Origin of the sequence: Sessilibacter corallicola (assembly GCF_021290925.1) — a bacterium.
GTDB classification, from domain to species: domain Bacteria; phylum Pseudomonadota; class Gammaproteobacteria; order Pseudomonadales; family Cellvibrionaceae; genus Sessilibacter; species Sessilibacter corallicola.
In genome coordinates, this window is sequence record NZ_JAJSLX010000005.1 from 276,110 (window position 1) to 292,309 (window position 16,200).

The window sequence follows — 16,200 nt, forward strand, 5'->3', positions numbered from 1 at the left end:
GCTCTCTAATATTGTTATTTTTTAGCGATATAAAATTATCCCACCTGTAATTGAGCCGCTAGGGCTTTGGCTTTAACAAAGTCGGTTTTACCCGATCCCAGTTTAGGCAGTTGATCTACCTTAAACCACGATTGCGGAATCGATAGACTGTTTAAGCCGTTTTCCTTGAGTTGGTTCTTAATATCATTGGTATCCAACTCTTGGTTGTGTAGCACAATCAATTTTTCGCCTTTTTTCTCATCCGGCAAGCTGGTTAGAATCGCTTCTGAATCGGCGTCATCAATGACTTTCGCAATGGCATTTTCTACTGCACCAAGACTCACCATTTCGCCGCCCAGTTTCGCAAAACGAGAATAACGATCAACAATATAAAGATAGCCGTCTTCGTCCAAATAACCTTTGTCCCCGGTAATGTACCAGCGTGCATCGCCGATTTCGGTTAATACAGATTCAGTTTTTTCCGGCATATTCAGGTAACCGTGCATCACTTGTGGACCGCCGATTAAAATCATACCGGCTTCTCCGGTGGGAATATCCTCAAGAGTTTCTGGATCGACAATTTTGCAGCTGGTTCCTGGCAGTGGCATGCCAACAGAACCCACCTTTTGTCCACGTTGTACGGTAAAGCTAGAAGCATCAAGTTTGTCGGGAAGATTAACGGCTGCTACCGGTGTGGTTTCGGTTGCGCCGTAGCCTTCAAAAATCGGTTTATTGAATTTTTGGGCGAAGGCATCGCGTACGTCTGAATGCAGTTTTTCCGCACCAGACACGACAATGCGCAAGCTGTCCAGCATTAACGGTTCAACTTTACTGTTTCGGCAATACAGGCGTAAGAAGGTAGAGGTACCACACATAATTGTCGCTCGGTAGCGGGCGATTGCCTTTGAACAACCCAGCGCATCGGTTGGATCGGCGTGGCAGATCATTGGGCAGCCTTCTAACAGTGGCAAAAATTGGGTTACCGTTAAACCGAACGCATGGAACAACGGCAGATTTGCCATAATTGCGTCGTCGTCTTCCATATTAAGTACGTCTGCAATTTGCTTAACGTTCGCTAATATATTTTTGTGGCTAATTTGAACACCTTTGGGTGTGCCTTCACTGCCGCTGGAAAATAAAATGGCGGCGGTATTATTGGGTTTTTGTTGCTTACGACAAACTAGGCGTTTAATGATTGACGTTGGACATAAAATACTAATTGCCAAGGTAGAAAGTTTTTCGAAAGTCGTAATTTCTTTACTGGTTTCATCCAAATTAATTAGATTTACCGTTGAGAAATCCAAAACAATACCACGCCCTTCTAGCTTTGATAAAAAGCGTTGTGAGGTAAATACGGTGTCTATGTCTGCTTGTTGCAGCGCCGCTGCTATGGCTTCCGGGCTGGCTGTGTAATTTAAATTTACAATGGTTTTGCCCGCAAGCAGTGTTGCCATATTCAACAGGGCACCGCCGGCACTGGTTGGCAAGAGTATACCTACGTTTTGCTTTTTACACAGTGCGCGCACGCGACGGGCTAAAATAATAGACGAGGTTAAAGCGCGATATCCCGATAAGGTCACGTTTAATGTGTTGTCAATAATAGCTGGTTTAAAACCGGTTTGCTTAGCGCTTTGAATCCAGAGTTTATTAATGGTGGGTAAATCTTCAACGTAGGTTTGCCACGATTGAATACTGATGTCGAATACTTTTCGTTTTACTACATCAGCGGTGATGTCTTTGCGGCAAGGTTCTCCAAAAGCGATAATAACGTCGCGTGTTAACATCGAGCTGGTTGACGATTTTAAGCGAGACGATGATCGAGAAAATTGGCTGCCCCACAATCCGCGCATGTAAAACGGTATAACAACAACGTCATCGTTGGCGTTTTCGCAGGCTTTTTCAAAGCCTTTTCTGAATTCCGCGAGGTGACCGTTGCGGCTGATGGTGCCCTCTGGGAATAAACACACGACTTCACCGTTGTTTAAATACTCCGATACTTTCTCCAGCGCTTTTCGGCTGCGTGGTCCTTGTTCAATTGGGATACAACCAAAGAGATCAAAAAACCATCTGAGTAATTTTTTCTCGTAAATGTTTCGAATCATCACGAAACGAACGGGGCGCGGACTGGCGATTTGGACGATGGCCCAATCAATCCAGCTGATGTGATTGCCCAGCATCAATACACCGCCTTTGGCTGGGATATTTTTCATGCCTTGGACATTAACTTTGTAGCGGCGGGAAACAATAAGAGTGAGTAAAAAACGGGTCAAACTTTGTGGTAATTCGTAAATCACGTAAATACAACCAATAACAGCAACAACTGCGATCAATTGTAACAGCGCAGAACTCTGCCAGCCAAAATATGCAAACAGGGCCGACAACACCAAGAAACTGAACATGGCGATATTTTGTACCCAGTTATTGGCGGCCAAGGTTTTACCAAGTGCATTTTCTTTGGCGTAGAATTGTATTAATGCGTTGAGTGGTACAATAAAAATACCACCGGAAAAGCCGATAAATAAAAAGCATAAGGCAAAAGCCAACGGGCTTTCTAAAAAAGTAAGAAACGCAAGTCCGATGGAAATACCTAGAGCCCCAAAAGGCAGTAATCCAGTTTCGATGTAATTTCTGGATATTTTACCCGCGACACCTGAACCAAGCGCTATTCCTAAGCCTGAACAAGCCAAAATACCTTGTACTAATATCGTATTGTCGTTTTGAGAAAAATCCTTAAAGAACGCCGGAAATGCAGCAAGCATCACTTGCCCAACGGCCCAGAAAATTGCCAAACCTAAAACCGATAAACCAATGATTCTGTTTTCCGTCAGTGGTTTTAAATCTTCTTTAAATAGTTTGCCTTTGAAATACTCGGTAGTTGAAAATTGAGCGGAAGTGTCGGCGATGTTCGGCGGAGGTAATCGGTAGGTCAAAATCAGTTCTACTAAGGCACTCGCCATTAATAGGAAACCAATCGGGGCAATGGCTGTGACAATTTCGGCTTCGTTGTTGACTTGGTTTGACGCTGAATAGCCCCATTCAAAGAAAATCGAGTAGGTAAAAATACCGGCTAATATCGCAATGATGGATAACGCGGCGACCACCCCGTTGGCTTCACCCAAACGTTCTTTACCAAATAATTCTTTGATGTAGCCCATTTTAGCGGGGGAATAAATCGCCGATTGCGCGGCCAATAAAAAGGTCATGGCAAAGGCGAGCCAAAACCAACCCAGATAATAAAACACCGTGATTAATATTGTGAGTCCAAAGGCGGCCCAGGCTGACATTCGCATGACCGATGTTTTTCTGAATCGGTCGGATAAAAACCCTGCTGGGCTCATCAATAAAATAAAGGGCAGTAAGATAAGAGCGTTAACGATGGCTGTGAGAATCACTTGCTCCGGGCCATCGTAGAGTTTGTAAACCGTATTCTGAATAACGATTTTGTGGCCCAAATCGACAAATGCGTTGAGAAACACCGCAATAAAAAACGGGATTGCTCCCTGAAAATTGCGCAGTTTGATCATGGCTTGGTTCCTTTAAGCTGAACGGGTTATGGGCATAACTGTAGATCTTCGTAGTGCATTGTGCCACTTAGATCATCATTGTTGTGCTATCATCTACTCAAAGTATCAAAATATTAGACTTTTTAAGCCCGAATGATCTCCAAAACAACAGTAACGGTTCTGGAGTCTTCGATGGCTTTCTACAGGTACCTAGTTATGGCACAGCTCAATGTCTTGATTGCTGCGTTAAAAAAGCAGCTGAAAGCCTCTGGAATGACCTACGCTGATATCGGCAGCGCTTTGGAGCTGAGTGAAGCCAGCATCAAGCGAATGTTTGCCCAAGGTCATTTTACCTTAGCGAGAATGGAGTCAATCCTGCAATTAATTGGTTTGGAGTTTACCGACCTATTGGATTTAGTTCAGCGAGAGAGTCATCAAATTGAGCAGCTCAATTTAGAGCAAGAAGCGCAGATTGCCGCAGACTTGGAATTACTGGTTATCGCTGTTAGCGTGATTCACGGATTCAGCTACGATGAGTTAAAAACTTATTACAATCTTTCGGAGCATCAATTAATTCAAAAATTAGCAGCGTTAGATCGACTTAAGTTGATTGATTTACTGCCGGGCAATCGAATTAAACTCAAAATTGCGCCGAATTTTCGTTGGCAATCCAACGGCCCCATTCAACAGTTTTTTTTGCAAAAAGTGCAGCGAGATTTTTTTAATTCCAATTTCGACCAAACTACGGATAAATTGCTGGTGCTCAATGGCTTGTGTTCCTCGGCAACAAACCAAGAAATACAAGACAAAATGCAAGAGTTCGTGAATAAGATAAGTGAATTAAACAAAGCCGACGGAAAATTACCTTTGGGTGAAAAAAATGGTACTACCTTGGTGGTGGCGTTGCGCCAGTGGCAGTATGAAACATTCAGTGGATTTGTTCGGGAAGAGTTTAGGAAGTAGTTAGTTACGTAAGTGACTATTAATTAATAGTGAGCTAATTAATAGTGAGCGTTCTTAATTTTCTATATGAATATATAGGAATTGCCTAGGTTCCTGGTTTTGCAAATTCACGATCCATTCTGGAAGCGTCTTGCGATTAGCAAACAGAACCTAGGCAGATTTGGTTTTATTCAGATTTGGTTTTATTCAGATTTGTTGGCATCCAATTCTGAGGGTAATTGAATTGATGGGTTAAATGAGCCATCTACTTTGTCATCGAGAGAACGTTTATATGCGCATTTAAGGCATGGATCTCGTAGTTTAATTTGAGATTTAGCCTCTTCTAATGTGAGTTTAGAGGTTTCGCATAATACACTTCCAGCAGATACTTGCGCGTATCTGTTTTCTCCGTGAGCTAATGGAATACCGTTGGCTACGGTCACTGTAGTTTCACTGTCGAGAAGCTTTCGAAACTCTTGATAATGAACAATTGAATACTTTTGTTCTTTGCACAATTCAAATGCTCTTTTTTTCCAATATTTTTTAACTTGGCTTTTCGAACCTCTGCCTATGTAACGAATATAATAAAATTCATCTCCTTTGACATTATCTGTATAACCCAATCCATCGTTGGCAGATTGCGGTTGATAGGGCTCAGCGACACAGGCTGACAAACCAATAATTAATAAAATGAGAGAAAGCTTTGTAATTTTCATAGAATTTGATGTTTTTAATCACGGTTAATGTTCGTCATTGTAACAATCATTATTCAGTTTGTCTTAATTGGGAAATAACGGCGAGAAAATTGTGTTTGATATTCGGTGAATTGATAAAAAACTTGTAATTGGCGTGGAAAATAATGTTCGAGATTCTCAAGAAATCTATTGCATTAATGTTCTTGAGTTGTTGCGAAGAAAATAAAACAAGGAATTTTTACGATCGTAGAAATTCCTTGTATCGTTTCAATCGTTGAATTGTCTTATTGTTCTCTCAGTTATTTCTAAAAAATTCTGATTGATTTATACACTCAACAACCCTGGCAGTTCTCTCATGTCGGTAAAGCAAACACTTGCACCGGCCTGTTTTTGTTCTTCTTCATTCATTGTCGCTGCGTAGGCAAACACGGTCATACCTGCGGCAACACCTGCGCGAATACCAATTGGTGAATCTTCAATTACGGCACATTTTTCTGGATTGACCCCAAGCGTTTCTGCGGCGAGTAAATAAATATCGGGCGCCGGTTTGGGGGCTTCGACGTGATCAATGCAAATGTAAGCTTGGAAGTGCTTGGTTAAATCCGCTTTGTGCAATTTAAAATCCAAGCTTTCGCTGAAAGAGTTTGTGCCAACCGCTTTTGGCAGATTAATACGCAATAAGGTTTCTTCGATAAATGGCACTCTTTCGAGTTCGGTTGCCATCAATTGCTGTCCGCGCACGGCCATATCATTGCGAAAGTGGTCGGGTAGAGGGTGGCCGAGTAATTCCACGGCTTTAGTAATGTTATCTGGCAGAGATTTACCAGAGAAATAAGACATCATTTCTTCGTCGGTGAGCACTAACCCAATTTCAGAAAGCATGGTTTGCCAGAGTTTATTGATCATATGCTCGGTATCGACAAGTACACCGTCGCAATCAAAAATAACGGCATCAAACTGTGTTTCTGGGTTCATAGAGTTGCCCTTGGTCCGCGGTAAATGGGTCTTGATAAACCTAAGTAGTAACCGATAAATGTGTCGGTTTATACGTCTGTATTAAAATTTTTGTAGGGGGAGTGTAGAGGAGTCATTCTTGCCCGTAAACGTGTAATACGCGTTCTTATTTTTCGCGACTTATCCACAGGCAAGTATGTTGGGCATGTGTTTATGCTTTGCAGCCTTCGCTGGTGCAGCCATCAGTGTCAGATTCAGAGCCGGTAGTGGATAAGTCTTGATGATCAGGGCCGGATTCGGTCAGCAGTCGGCCAATGTAGCTGCCAATTTGCATATCGGTGAGTTGTCCAAAGCGTTGGAAACGCAGGCTGCCTGCTTTATCAATCAGAATGACGGTGGGAGTGCCACGCATGGCGTAGTTGCTCATGGTGATGGGGGTGGGGCCAACGTCGGCAGGCTTATCCACAGCGATGGGAAAGTTATAACCGTATTCGCTGACAAAGGTTTTCAGGGCTGGAACCGTCATAACGTCGTGGTGTTCGAACACGCTGTGTAAACCAATCACTTGCACTTCGTCTTTGGGATAAAGTCTGCTTACTTTCGCAGCTTGAGGTAGTCCGTGCATAACACAGCCTGGGCACAACATTTGAAACGCGTAGATGACGACGACTTTTCCTACCAGGGAATCCAGTTCGATGGGGTGATCGGTATTCAGCCATTCTGTTACTTCTAACGGTTGCGCGCGTCGGGGTTGAGAAGATGGGTTCATAATGGTTGCTCTTATGTTATAGTGGTTTCGACTCAATACAATAAAGCTTTCCACAGAGCTTATACCATGTCAATAAAGTTTTTAGCCGATACTAAATTATGAGCCTACTCGAAACACAACAATTGTTAGAACGCCTGGCAAATTTACTGCGCAGTGAACGTCGCGCTGCATTAACGGATTTTGGCTTACAGCCTGTGCAGTTTGAAGTGTTGGATTATTTGTCGCAATGCAATCGCTTCTCAGATACACCAATGGCAGTGACTGAATACTTACGCCAAACCAAAGGCACGGTGTCGCAAACACTTAAGGTTTTGGAAAAATATCAGTTAATTGTGAAAGTACCCGATCAAGACGATAAACGTGTTGTTCATCTGCATCTAACTGAAAATGGAAACCATTTGGTGGATGTACTAAAACCGTCGCCAATTTTTGATTCCCTGAAATCCAGTGCTAATTCAGGTGAAATTGATGCAATGAATCAGCAGTTGAAAAACTTGTTGGTTAATCTGCAAACTCAAAACGAATTAAAGTCTTTTGGCCAATGCAAATATTGTCGCCACAATCTTAGGAAAGCCGAAGGCGATTTTTTCTGTAATTTAACCCAACAATCGTTGAGCGACAGCGATATTGAATTGATTTGCCGAGAGCAGGTGGCAAGCTAGGTTATAAAATTGATGTAGACGTAAGAGTATAGACGCAAGGATAAAGGGTATAAGTGCAAGTCGGTCAGTAGAAAAGAAAACGTTGGTGGGAAATTAAACGGCTGTTTTATACGAGTGTTAAATAAAAAAGCCGAGTTAAGCGGACTCGGCTTTTTGGGCTCAGTGCACTTACAACCGCTTAAAGGGTTGAGAAGTAAGCGGCTAAGTCTTCGATATCTTGGTCACTTAGCGGTGCCGCCATTGGTGACATTAATGCCGCGAAACCACCTTTACGCTCACCAGAACGGAATGCTTTCAATGCGTTGGCAAGGTATTCTTTGTTTTGACCGGCAATGTGTGGGTAACCAGGAATGCTCGCCTTACCAGCAGGTCCATGACATGCGGCGCAAACACCCGCTTTTGCTTTCCCAGCTTCTGGGTCTCCTGCAGCAACTGCCCCATAACTGAATAATCCAGCAATTAAAGCAACACAAACTTTTTTCATAGTCTTTCCTAAATCACAGTTGGTTAATATTAATTCTGTTGTCGCAATTCTAGCTTATTGACAAGAACCAAACCTAAGCTGAACCAGTATCACTTTTCATTGGTAGTCTAGTTTACCAAAGTTACGGTTCTTCGGCTTGCTCAGACCTGTTAATACTCATTAAATAATCTTTTAGGCCGCAATAATGGGTTTATTGGGTATAAACAAGCCTTAGGCGAGAGTAAAGCGTCGCAAGTTATCCATTAATTTATTGAACGTAAGTTTTGCAAGTATTTTACGTTTTAATCTGCGCCAATGATAATTGTTTAAATCAAATCACGCTCGTTATTAAGTCGTTATAGCTAATCGAATTTTTCGAAATATAGGATGTACTTTTTGCTGACGAGTTTTTCGCGTGTTCGAATAATTCCACTAAAGTAGGAATGCGCAGTTTTTCTATTCTCTTTTCCCTTTTTATAAAAGACAAAACTATTTTATTGGTCAGTCGTCATCAGCTAATTTTTTAAGATTAACTTAGTGGTAGAAAAATTCTACGCGGTAAGATGAGAATGATTATCTGAATCAGCTGTTTTGATTGTTTTGCCACAATCTTTTGAAAGTGCGTTTTCTGAGTTTTGTACAGTCGTTCGTTTTTAAGTATTGGATTAATCGTGGACATTTAGGCAAAAGCCGAATTGCCGCCGGTGTATATTCAGGTGATGGTTTTCTCTACGATCGTGGAAGAATTGAATCTAAATTGCTCAACTCGGCGGGCTTTGGTATAAGCCTACGCTGGATAAGCAAAACACACTGTATTTAGGACGTAGTTTATGACCGAGCTGACCTACGGGGCAGATGGGGAAGAATCCGTCGCTCTGAGAGCCTTTACTGAAAAAGCCTACCTAGACTACAGCATGTACGTGATTTTAGATCGCGCATTGCCTCATGTCGGCGATGGCCTAAAGCCCGTCCAACGGCGCATCATTTACGCCATGAGCGAGCTAGGGCTGCAAAATAACGCCAAGTTTAAGAAATCGGCGAGAACTGTCGGTGATGTGATCGGTAAATTCCATCCCCACGGTGACAGCGCTGCCTATGAGGCGATGGTATTGATGGCGCAGCCGTTCTCCTACCGCTACCCGTTGGTGGATGGCCAGGGTAACTGGGGTTCCCCCGATAACCCGAAATCCTTTGCGGCAATGCGTTACACCGAAGCTCGCCTCGCGAAATACGCTGAGACCTTATTGGCCGAAGCCGGTCAGGGCACGGTGGAGTGGTTGCCGAATTTTGATGGCACCTTGTCTGAGCCGAAGGTGTTGCCCGCACAGGTGCCCAACGTACTTCTCAACGGCACCACAGGGATCGCCGTGGGCATGGCAACTGACATTCCGCCACACAACTTGAAAGAAGTGGTTGAGGCGACCGTCCACTTGCTTGAAAACCCAAAGGCCACCGTATCGGAACTGAACAATTTCTTGCCGGGGCCAGATATGCCCACGGATGCAGAAATCGTGACTCCGCGCGCCGATCTTCTCAAGATCTATGAAACTGGCCGCGGTGCGCTGAAAATGCGGGCGATATGGACGAAAGAAGAAGGTGACATCGTGGTTACCGCGCTGCCGTTCCAATCCAGCGGCGAGAAGATTATGGAGCAGGTGGCCAATCAGATGCAGGCCAAAAAGCTGCCTATGGTTGCCGACCTTCGCGACGAGTCTGATCACGAAAATCCAACGCGTTTGGTGATCGTGCCACGCTCGAATCGAATCGACGCCGAACAACTTATGAATCATTTGTTCGCGACAACGGACTTGGAGCGCAGCTACCGAGTCAACATGAACGTGATTGGCAACGACGGCAGACCGCAAGTTAAGCCGTTGAACGTACTTTTGTCTGAATGGTTGAGCTTCCGTCAAGATACCGTTCGAAAACGCTTAGAGCACCGTCTCGACAAAGTAGAAGAGCGTTTGCTCAAACTCGCGGCGTTAATGTTGGTGTATTTGAACGTCGACGAAGTCATCGAAATCATTCGCACCGAAGACAAACCTAAGCCCGTGCTGATGGAGCGTTTTGATCTTATCGAAATGCAAGCCGATTACATCTTAGATACGCGGTTACGCCAGTTGGCGCGTCTCGAAGAGATGAAGATCAAAGAAGAGCAGGAAGCCCTTGAGAAAGAAAAAGACGACCTTCTCAAGATTCTTGGCTCTGACCGCCGTTTAAAAACTTTGGTGAAAAAAGAACTGCAAAAAGTCGCCAAAGAGTTCGGTGATGATCGTCGCTCTCCAATCGTTGAGCGCGGTGAGGCGCAAGCGTTTAATGAGTCCGATCTGTTGTCCAGTGATCCAGTGACGGTTGTCTTGTCTGAAAAAGGCTGGATTCGCGCGGCCAAAGGCCACGACATCGATCCTTCGGCTCTGAGTTACAAATCCGGCGATGGCTTTAAGTTTGCTGCTCGCGGTAAGAGCAATCAAAACGTATTGCTGGTGGATTCCACCGGCAGAAGCTACGCCTTGCCAGCACACACCTTGCCTTCGGCGCGAGGTCAGGGCGAGCCTGTTACCGGCCGATTGAATCCGCCCAGTGGCGCAACCTTTGAAGCGATGATTACTGGTGAGAACAATCAAAAATTGATCGTTGCCAGCGATGCGGGATACGGCTTTATCGTTAAGTTGGAAGATTTATTTACCAAAAACAGTAAAGGTAAAGCACTGCTTAATCTTCCTGAAAACTCGAAAATCCTACCGTTACTCTCCGTGCCTGAATCTGAGGAAGCCGTTATTGTTGCTATTAGCAATGAAGGCCGAATGGTTGCTTTCCCGATCGACGAATTACCAGAGCTAGCCCGCGGCAAAGGCAACAAGATCATCAACATTGCCGCAGCCAGAGCGAAAGAGCGCCAGGAATTTGTGGTTGCCGTTGCGGTGCTTGTACCCAAGCAAAAACTGGTTGTTTACGCTGGTAAGCGAAAAACTGTTCTCAAAGGCAGCGACCTTGAGCACTATTTAGGTGAGCGTGGACGCCGAGGAAACAAATTGCCTAGAGGATTCCAAAAGGTTGATCGCATCGAAGTTCAATAACGTTATTGACTCGTTAGTTGTTGAATCATTCCTGGCACAAGGACGTGCCATATCCCCATCAATCTTAAGTGCTTGAAATACAACACTCATTTTTTCTTTCTTGTATTTGTCGTTATCAATTTGATTAGACTGGCTTATTTTCTAGCGGGCGCTGGCATAGCTCTTTAGGTTTTTTGGTCTGATTATTGATTCTCTATTTTTGAGGCGTGTCTGGAATTTTGGTTTCTTGAGCGCAAAAATTACAGAGATGATAAAAATGCGATGTTGATCAAATAAAAAGAAATTACCCTGGGGTATTTTGAAATCATAAGTGCTCAATAATAAATTGAAACTGTCTCACCCGCTCTAAAAGCTGACGAAGTATTTCGGTAATGTGAGGGAAATGTAGATGTTCACTTTCCCATTTGCAGTTCACACAGTCTGTTTTTTGCTTTGACGTTAGAGCAGCAAATTTTCTACGAAAGTATCTGTTTGAATCTATACTGAAATTTCATCCCTTTAACCAGTTGGTCAAAATGGAGCTTCACAGATGGTAGAAAGACGTCGGAGCCAACGAGTAAATTACTCCTGTAAAATTAAACTTGATCACCCTCAACTTAATGGTCAAGTCGTCACTTGTCGCGATATTTCCGATACCGGACTTTATGTATTAATTTCCAATTGTGACAAAGACTTAATTGGTTCGACGCTTCAACTGCAAGTCATCACAAGTCTTCCCCGGCCTAAAACCCGCTTAACTAAAATCGTCCGATCGGATACCGATGGTATTGGTTTAAAGTTTATTGCGTGAACAGGCCCTAATGATTGGCGTCAACGGATTTAATACACCCGATTAATGCACCTTAGAATCGGTGCTATGCTTTATTGACGTGTCGTGAATTAATCTTTCCGTTAATTAGAATCTTTATAAGTAACGCGTAATCTAAGACTGGGTTGCCATATCGTAATGTCTGGAATTAAGTCTATCCCCGTTTCCCAATTGCAAGTCGGTATGTACATTACCTCGGCGAAGAACAATTGGATTCCGAGCAACAATCTTTCTCGTGAAGGGGTGGTGCGTGACCCTAAGATTGTTCGTTATATTCAAATGATGGGAATAGAAGAAATCTGCATTGATACCGATAAGGGGACCGATATTGTTATTCATAAAAAGCCCTCAAAAACCGGTGAGCAATCACTAGCGAATTTATTGTCGGCACCCTGTGATCGCCCCCAACCGAAAAAAGGTTTTTCTGAAGAATTATTAGCCGCGCGAAAAGTACAAACGGCAGGACTGGATTTTATCAATAAAACTTTAGGTAACATTCAGTTGGGTAAACCCATCGATATTGACAGCGCCCAAGAAGTTGCCTGCGATATTGTCGAATCTCTTAACAATAATCAAAACGCACTTTTGTGCTTAACGCAGTTGCGTCAGAAAGATCAGTATTTATTAGAGCACTCGTTTAATGTCAGTGTTTTTATGGGAATTCTTGCGGCGTCTATGAATTTCCACGGTGACGAATTGGACCGGTTGGTAACCGGAGCTTTATTGCACGACGTTGGTAAAGTTGATATTGATGATGCCATACTTCATAAGCCGGGCAAGCTCACCGCCGAAGAATGGCAAGAGATGCGTAAACACGTCACCTACGGTGAAAAATATTTAAATAAAATTCCGGGGCTTGCCCCAGAAATTTTAGATATCTGCGCTCACCATCACGAACGTTTGGATGGCAGTGGTTATCCCAGAGGTTTACGAGCAGAGGAAATTCCGATTCACAGCCGGATGTCTTCTATTGCCGATATTTATGACGCAGTAACCGCAGACCGAGTTTATCATCACGGAATTTCGCCGGCGTTGGCACTGCGTAATATGTTGGAATGGTCCGAACAAGACAGTTTAGATAAAGAATTACTGTATCAATTTATCCGCTGTTTGAGTATTTATCCCCAAGGCAGCTTTGTCTTGTTGAGTAACCAAAAATTAGGGGTCGTGCAAAGTGTGCACGCCAAACTTATGCACAAACCGGTGGTGAGTATTGTCTATAATTTGGCGAAAAAAATTCGCGTTCCGCATTTTCCTTTGGATTTGTCGGCATCCAACTGCGCGGTAAAAATTGAACGTGTTGTTGATCCTAAAGACTACGGACTCGATCTCCAAGAGCTGTTGCAAACCATGCGCTAGCCTCGTTTGATCGCAGGCACCTTTAGTTTTTTATTGCCAATGTTTGATCGTAAGCGTCCAGTTTATTTGAAGCGATCATTGTTTGTATTACTTCAACGTATTCGTAACCTTTCTCGGAATATTTTTCCAAGCCCTCTGCTAACGCAGTGCCGGATAACGGCTGGTTTTGTTGTCTAAGGTCGGCACGAATTTGTCTTAATTCTCGGTAAGCTCGATTGGTATTGATATTATCGAAATAGGCATTAATAGAATCGTTAACGGAATCAAATACTTTCACTTCGTGGGTTGCGCCTTCGATGCGATGGCGTGGCACAAGTCCGCAACCTTGTTGATAACACCATTGGCCAAAAAAGTTGTTGCCTTCACGCGCGAAACGCGAACTTCCCCAACCGCTTTCAATGGCTGCTTGCGCGAGTGCCAATGACGACGGAATTTGATCCACACGCACGAGTAATTCATCGAGTGAATCCGATTTGTATTTATTGGCAATGCGAGTGAATTCACGAGTGATTTCTTCGGCTTGAACAACGTCTGGGTAGCCAGAATTTTTAAGTGTTAATAAGAAATTTCGCTCTTGGTTCAGAGATGCATTCTTGGCGTTAATTCCGGGCAATAAATACTGAAAAAAGTCCTGCTTTTTTTGATTGACGTCTTTTATTTCAGAAAACTTCGGTGGCTCAGAAACTGTTTTAACCGGCTCGGCTTTTTCTTCGGCTTGTATTGGTTGTTCAATGGGAATTTCGTGTTCCATTAGCGTAACGCTAAGAATTAATACAAACAGCGAATAAGAAAGAAAAACACCGCTGATAAGAACAGATTTATTGGACGGCTGGGTACTCATGAATGGCTTAGCCTTAGATCAACACTCGAAATTTCAGAGATCTTATATTGGGCCAAGCTTATAAAAATCAAGTTACATAGATCGTTTAATTATGGAGTGCGTTAAGTGGTGTGAGGCTACCTTGTTCAAAATCACGACTTTGATCTTGGCTTTTAATTTTGGATTATAAATTCAAATCTTTACGCAGCTTGGCTAAGCGCGCTTGGTTTTCTTCTTTGGATAACTGCACTTGATCGGGCTTTGGCAATTCTTTCAATTTTGGCATTTCGAGTTGTTCGCCATTTCTAACGCGTTCGCAAACATCTCGGTAATGCTTTTTAAAAACGGGTAAAGCGCTGGTTTCTGGTGTCGACGAAAGAAAGAACCAATCGCTGGCAAGACCGGCGTAATACACCGCTGGATGGCTCCATGGGTGAGTCGCTTTTGGGCTTGGTGCTTGGCAGGCTTCAACGTAGGCGGCGCGCGGCTCTGGCAGAATTTCGCCGCCGCTGCGTTCGCACTGTTCTAGCATTCGACTCAACGTTGGCAGATATTCCGATTCTAAAACAATGGCTTTGGTGGCTGCCAATATGGTGTTTGGATCAAAATGTTTCAGGCTTTCCAACCACAATCGCTTCGCCTGAATTTCCAGTTCCTGATCTCTGAAGGCGGCGTAATAGAGATTTTGATAATTAATTTTAAAAATACCAAAAACCTGATTAATGGCATCGATCATTTCGTCGCGATGTGTGCTGGCGTAATCGTGGCGTGATGGCGTTTCAGTAGGCCCAGCTGCGGTCTGTGAGGTTTTCTTCAAGCGAGACATCTCTTGTGCTGCGTTTTGGATCACCTGGTTGCTGTCTTTCATTGCCATGGGTCTGCTGGTTGGTACTCAATTGATGTTGTTTGGCCCAAATGTATTTGGAGTGACGGATAAATATGCTGTCCCAACTGTGTTTGGGTTCGCCGCGATTGCGCCAGTAAAGCACAAATTCCGGTATTTGTGCATTGATAAACGCTTCGCTCATTTCACATTGTTGCTGCAATAATTCTCGGCATTCAATGCTTGGTTGCCATTGTTGATTAATCAAAGTAGCGGTTGGATTGATCTCAACACCTTCGCGGAAATACGCCCATTGTTTGCTCACGTGCTGGCTGAACAGATCGCCCCAGTTGCTGCGAAAGCCGCCGTTTTCGATCCACTTGTGAACAAACTCGGGGATGCATTCGGAGATAAATTGGCGGTCGATATCGAGCTGAGCAAGATACGTGATTGTGTGCTCGGCCGGTCGCCATTGGCTGGTCATAGGAACCGGTTTGCGATTGGGTAAAAACGGGGTTTCTTTTTCTTGCCAATCTTTTTTAACCCACGAATAAAACGTCATACTCCAAGACGCGGTGGTAGTGCCGGTTTCGCGGTAGTACAGGCGGAAGCGATTGGCACAATCTTCGATGTGTGCCAGCGGAATATCTTCGTTGCGCAGTTGTGCGACGACTTGATTGTCCGGCTGCCAGTTCGGCGGCAATGTGGTTTGCTGCGACTGGTTTTTTTGCAGTCTGGCTTGATCGGTTTGATGTTGGCGCCAGCGTCGTAGCACGTGCGTCTGAAATTTTGCCCCCCAGGCGCGTTGACCATCGCCGCGCTCACGCCAGTAAGAGACAAATTCTGGAACCTGAGCACGGGTAAACGATTCGGGAATTGCGTGCTCGCCAATGCGCGTTAGTGTTTCTGGATTCGGTTGCCAGTTGGGGGCGATGGGCAGTTTTTGTCCGCCAGTGAATTCCGGCTGTGGTGCGGCCGTCTCTCGACTTTGTGACTCTTGTTGCTGTTGGCGTTCATTAAAGGCAAATTTTAATTCGCCGCATGCTGTGAATGGCGCGGAGGCCAACAACAAAAGTCCTTGGCTGCGCATCTGTTGGCTGATACGTTCAATATCGGCATCGTTCCAAAATGGTAGCAAGGCCTGCGCGTGATGCTTTTGCAGGCGATACCAGCGAAACCCATTTCTCACCCGAGCGTCTTGGTAAAATGAAAACTCTTTCAATACCGAGATTAATGTCGCGATTTCCAAACCGTGCTGACAGGCCTGATCCCGAGAGATAACGACCGGACGATCATTGGTGTTGAGAGGGTAATCGCTCATAGAGTGTGGTAACCAAATAAAAAGC

At 44.2% G+C, this 16,200-nt stretch carries 13 protein-coding genes; 5 read left to right on the forward strand and 8 right to left on the reverse strand.

The window, feature by feature from the left end; genetic code table 11:
* Positions 1-35: 35 nt before the first annotated feature.
* Positions 36-3,503 carry an acyl-[ACP]--phospholipid O-acyltransferase gene (locus tag LU361_RS19725; protein ID WP_233090885.1) on the reverse strand — a complete coding sequence of 1,156 codons (3,468 nt, stop codon included), beginning with the start codon at positions 3,501-3,503 and terminating at the stop codon, positions 36-38.
* Positions 3,504-3,674: 171 nt separating this feature from the next.
* On the opposite strand from LU361_RS19725, the gene LU361_RS19730 reads away from it, so the two are divergent.
* Positions 3,675-4,445, forward strand: coding sequence for an XRE family transcriptional regulator (locus LU361_RS19730; RefSeq protein WP_233090886.1), 771 nt, complete (start codon positions 3,675-3,677; stop codon positions 4,443-4,445).
* 182 nt (positions 4,446-4,627) lie between these two features.
* Here LU361_RS19730 and LU361_RS19735 read toward each other — a convergent pair whose 3' ends face one another.
* From LU361_RS19735 to LU361_RS19745, 3 genes are all read right to left on the reverse strand, one after another.
* The gene (locus LU361_RS19735) at positions 4,628-5,140 is read right to left on the reverse strand and encodes a hypothetical protein (protein ID WP_233090887.1); all 513 of its coding nucleotides are present in this window, start codon (positions 5,138-5,140) and stop codon (positions 4,628-4,630) included.
* Positions 5,141-5,443: 303 nt separating this feature from the next.
* Complete coding sequence (locus LU361_RS19740) at positions 5,444-6,094, reverse strand: HAD family hydrolase (RefSeq protein WP_233090888.1); 651 nt, start codon at positions 6,092-6,094, stop codon at positions 5,444-5,446.
* Between the two features lie 190 nt (positions 6,095-6,284).
* The gene (locus tag LU361_RS19745) at positions 6,285-6,842 is read right to left on the reverse strand and encodes a redoxin domain-containing protein (RefSeq protein ID WP_233090889.1); all 558 of its coding nucleotides are present in this window, start codon (positions 6,840-6,842) and stop codon (positions 6,285-6,287) included.
* 98 nt (positions 6,843-6,940) lie between these two features.
* Here LU361_RS19745 and LU361_RS19750 point away from each other — a divergent pair, with 98 nt between their 5' ends.
* Positions 6,941-7,504 carry a MarR family winged helix-turn-helix transcriptional regulator gene (locus LU361_RS19750; protein ID WP_233090890.1) on the forward strand — a complete coding sequence of 188 codons (564 nt, stop codon included), beginning with the start codon at positions 6,941-6,943 and terminating at the stop codon, positions 7,502-7,504.
* A 178-nt stretch (positions 7,505-7,682) separates the two neighbouring features.
* Here the strand turns inward: LU361_RS19750 and LU361_RS19755 are convergent, their stop codons facing one another.
* Complete coding sequence (locus LU361_RS19755) at positions 7,683-7,988, reverse strand: c-type cytochrome (protein ID WP_233090891.1); 306 nt, start codon at positions 7,986-7,988, stop codon at positions 7,683-7,685.
* A gap of 809 nt (positions 7,989-8,797) precedes the next feature.
* On the opposite strand from LU361_RS19755, the gene parC reads away from it, so the two are divergent.
* The 3 genes from parC (at position 8,798) to LU361_RS19770 (ending at position 13,211) form a co-directional block, all read left to right on the forward strand.
* On the forward strand, positions 8,798-11,044 hold the full coding sequence (gene parC, locus LU361_RS19760; RefSeq protein ID WP_233090892.1) for a DNA topoisomerase IV subunit A: 2,247 nt from the start codon (positions 8,798-8,800) through the stop codon (positions 11,042-11,044).
* A 529-nt stretch (positions 11,045-11,573) separates the two neighbouring features.
* The gene (locus LU361_RS19765; RefSeq protein WP_233090893.1) at positions 11,574-11,834 is read left to right on the forward strand and encodes a PilZ domain-containing protein; all 261 of its coding nucleotides are present in this window, start codon (positions 11,574-11,576) and stop codon (positions 11,832-11,834) included.
* Between the two features lie 156 nt (positions 11,835-11,990).
* Positions 11,991-13,211, forward strand: coding sequence for a cyclic di-GMP phosphodiesterase (locus LU361_RS19770; RefSeq protein WP_233090894.1), 1,221 nt, complete (start codon positions 11,991-11,993; stop codon positions 13,209-13,211).
* Between the two features lie 22 nt (positions 13,212-13,233).
* On the opposite strand, the gene LU361_RS19775 is transcribed toward LU361_RS19770, so the two are convergent.
* The 3 genes from LU361_RS19775 to LU361_RS19785 all read right to left on the reverse strand — a co-directional run bounded on the left by LU361_RS19775 (position 13,234) and on the right by LU361_RS19785 (position 16,175).
* Positions 13,234-14,052 (reverse strand): glucosaminidase domain-containing protein, encoded by an 819-nt coding sequence (locus tag LU361_RS19775; RefSeq protein WP_233090895.1) that lies wholly within the window; start codon positions 14,050-14,052, stop codon positions 13,234-13,236.
* Between the two features lie 163 nt (positions 14,053-14,215).
* Positions 14,216-14,857, reverse strand: coding sequence for a replication protein P (locus tag LU361_RS19780; protein ID WP_233090896.1), 642 nt, complete (start codon positions 14,855-14,857; stop codon positions 14,216-14,218).
* A complete protein-coding gene (locus LU361_RS19785) occupies positions 14,811-16,175 on the reverse strand; it encodes a DnaT-like ssDNA-binding domain-containing protein (protein WP_233090897.1) in 1,365 nt (454 codons plus the stop codon). Before LU361_RS19785 ends, LU361_RS19780 begins: the two co-directional genes overlap by 47 nt.
* Positions 16,176-16,200 lie beyond the last annotated feature (25 nt).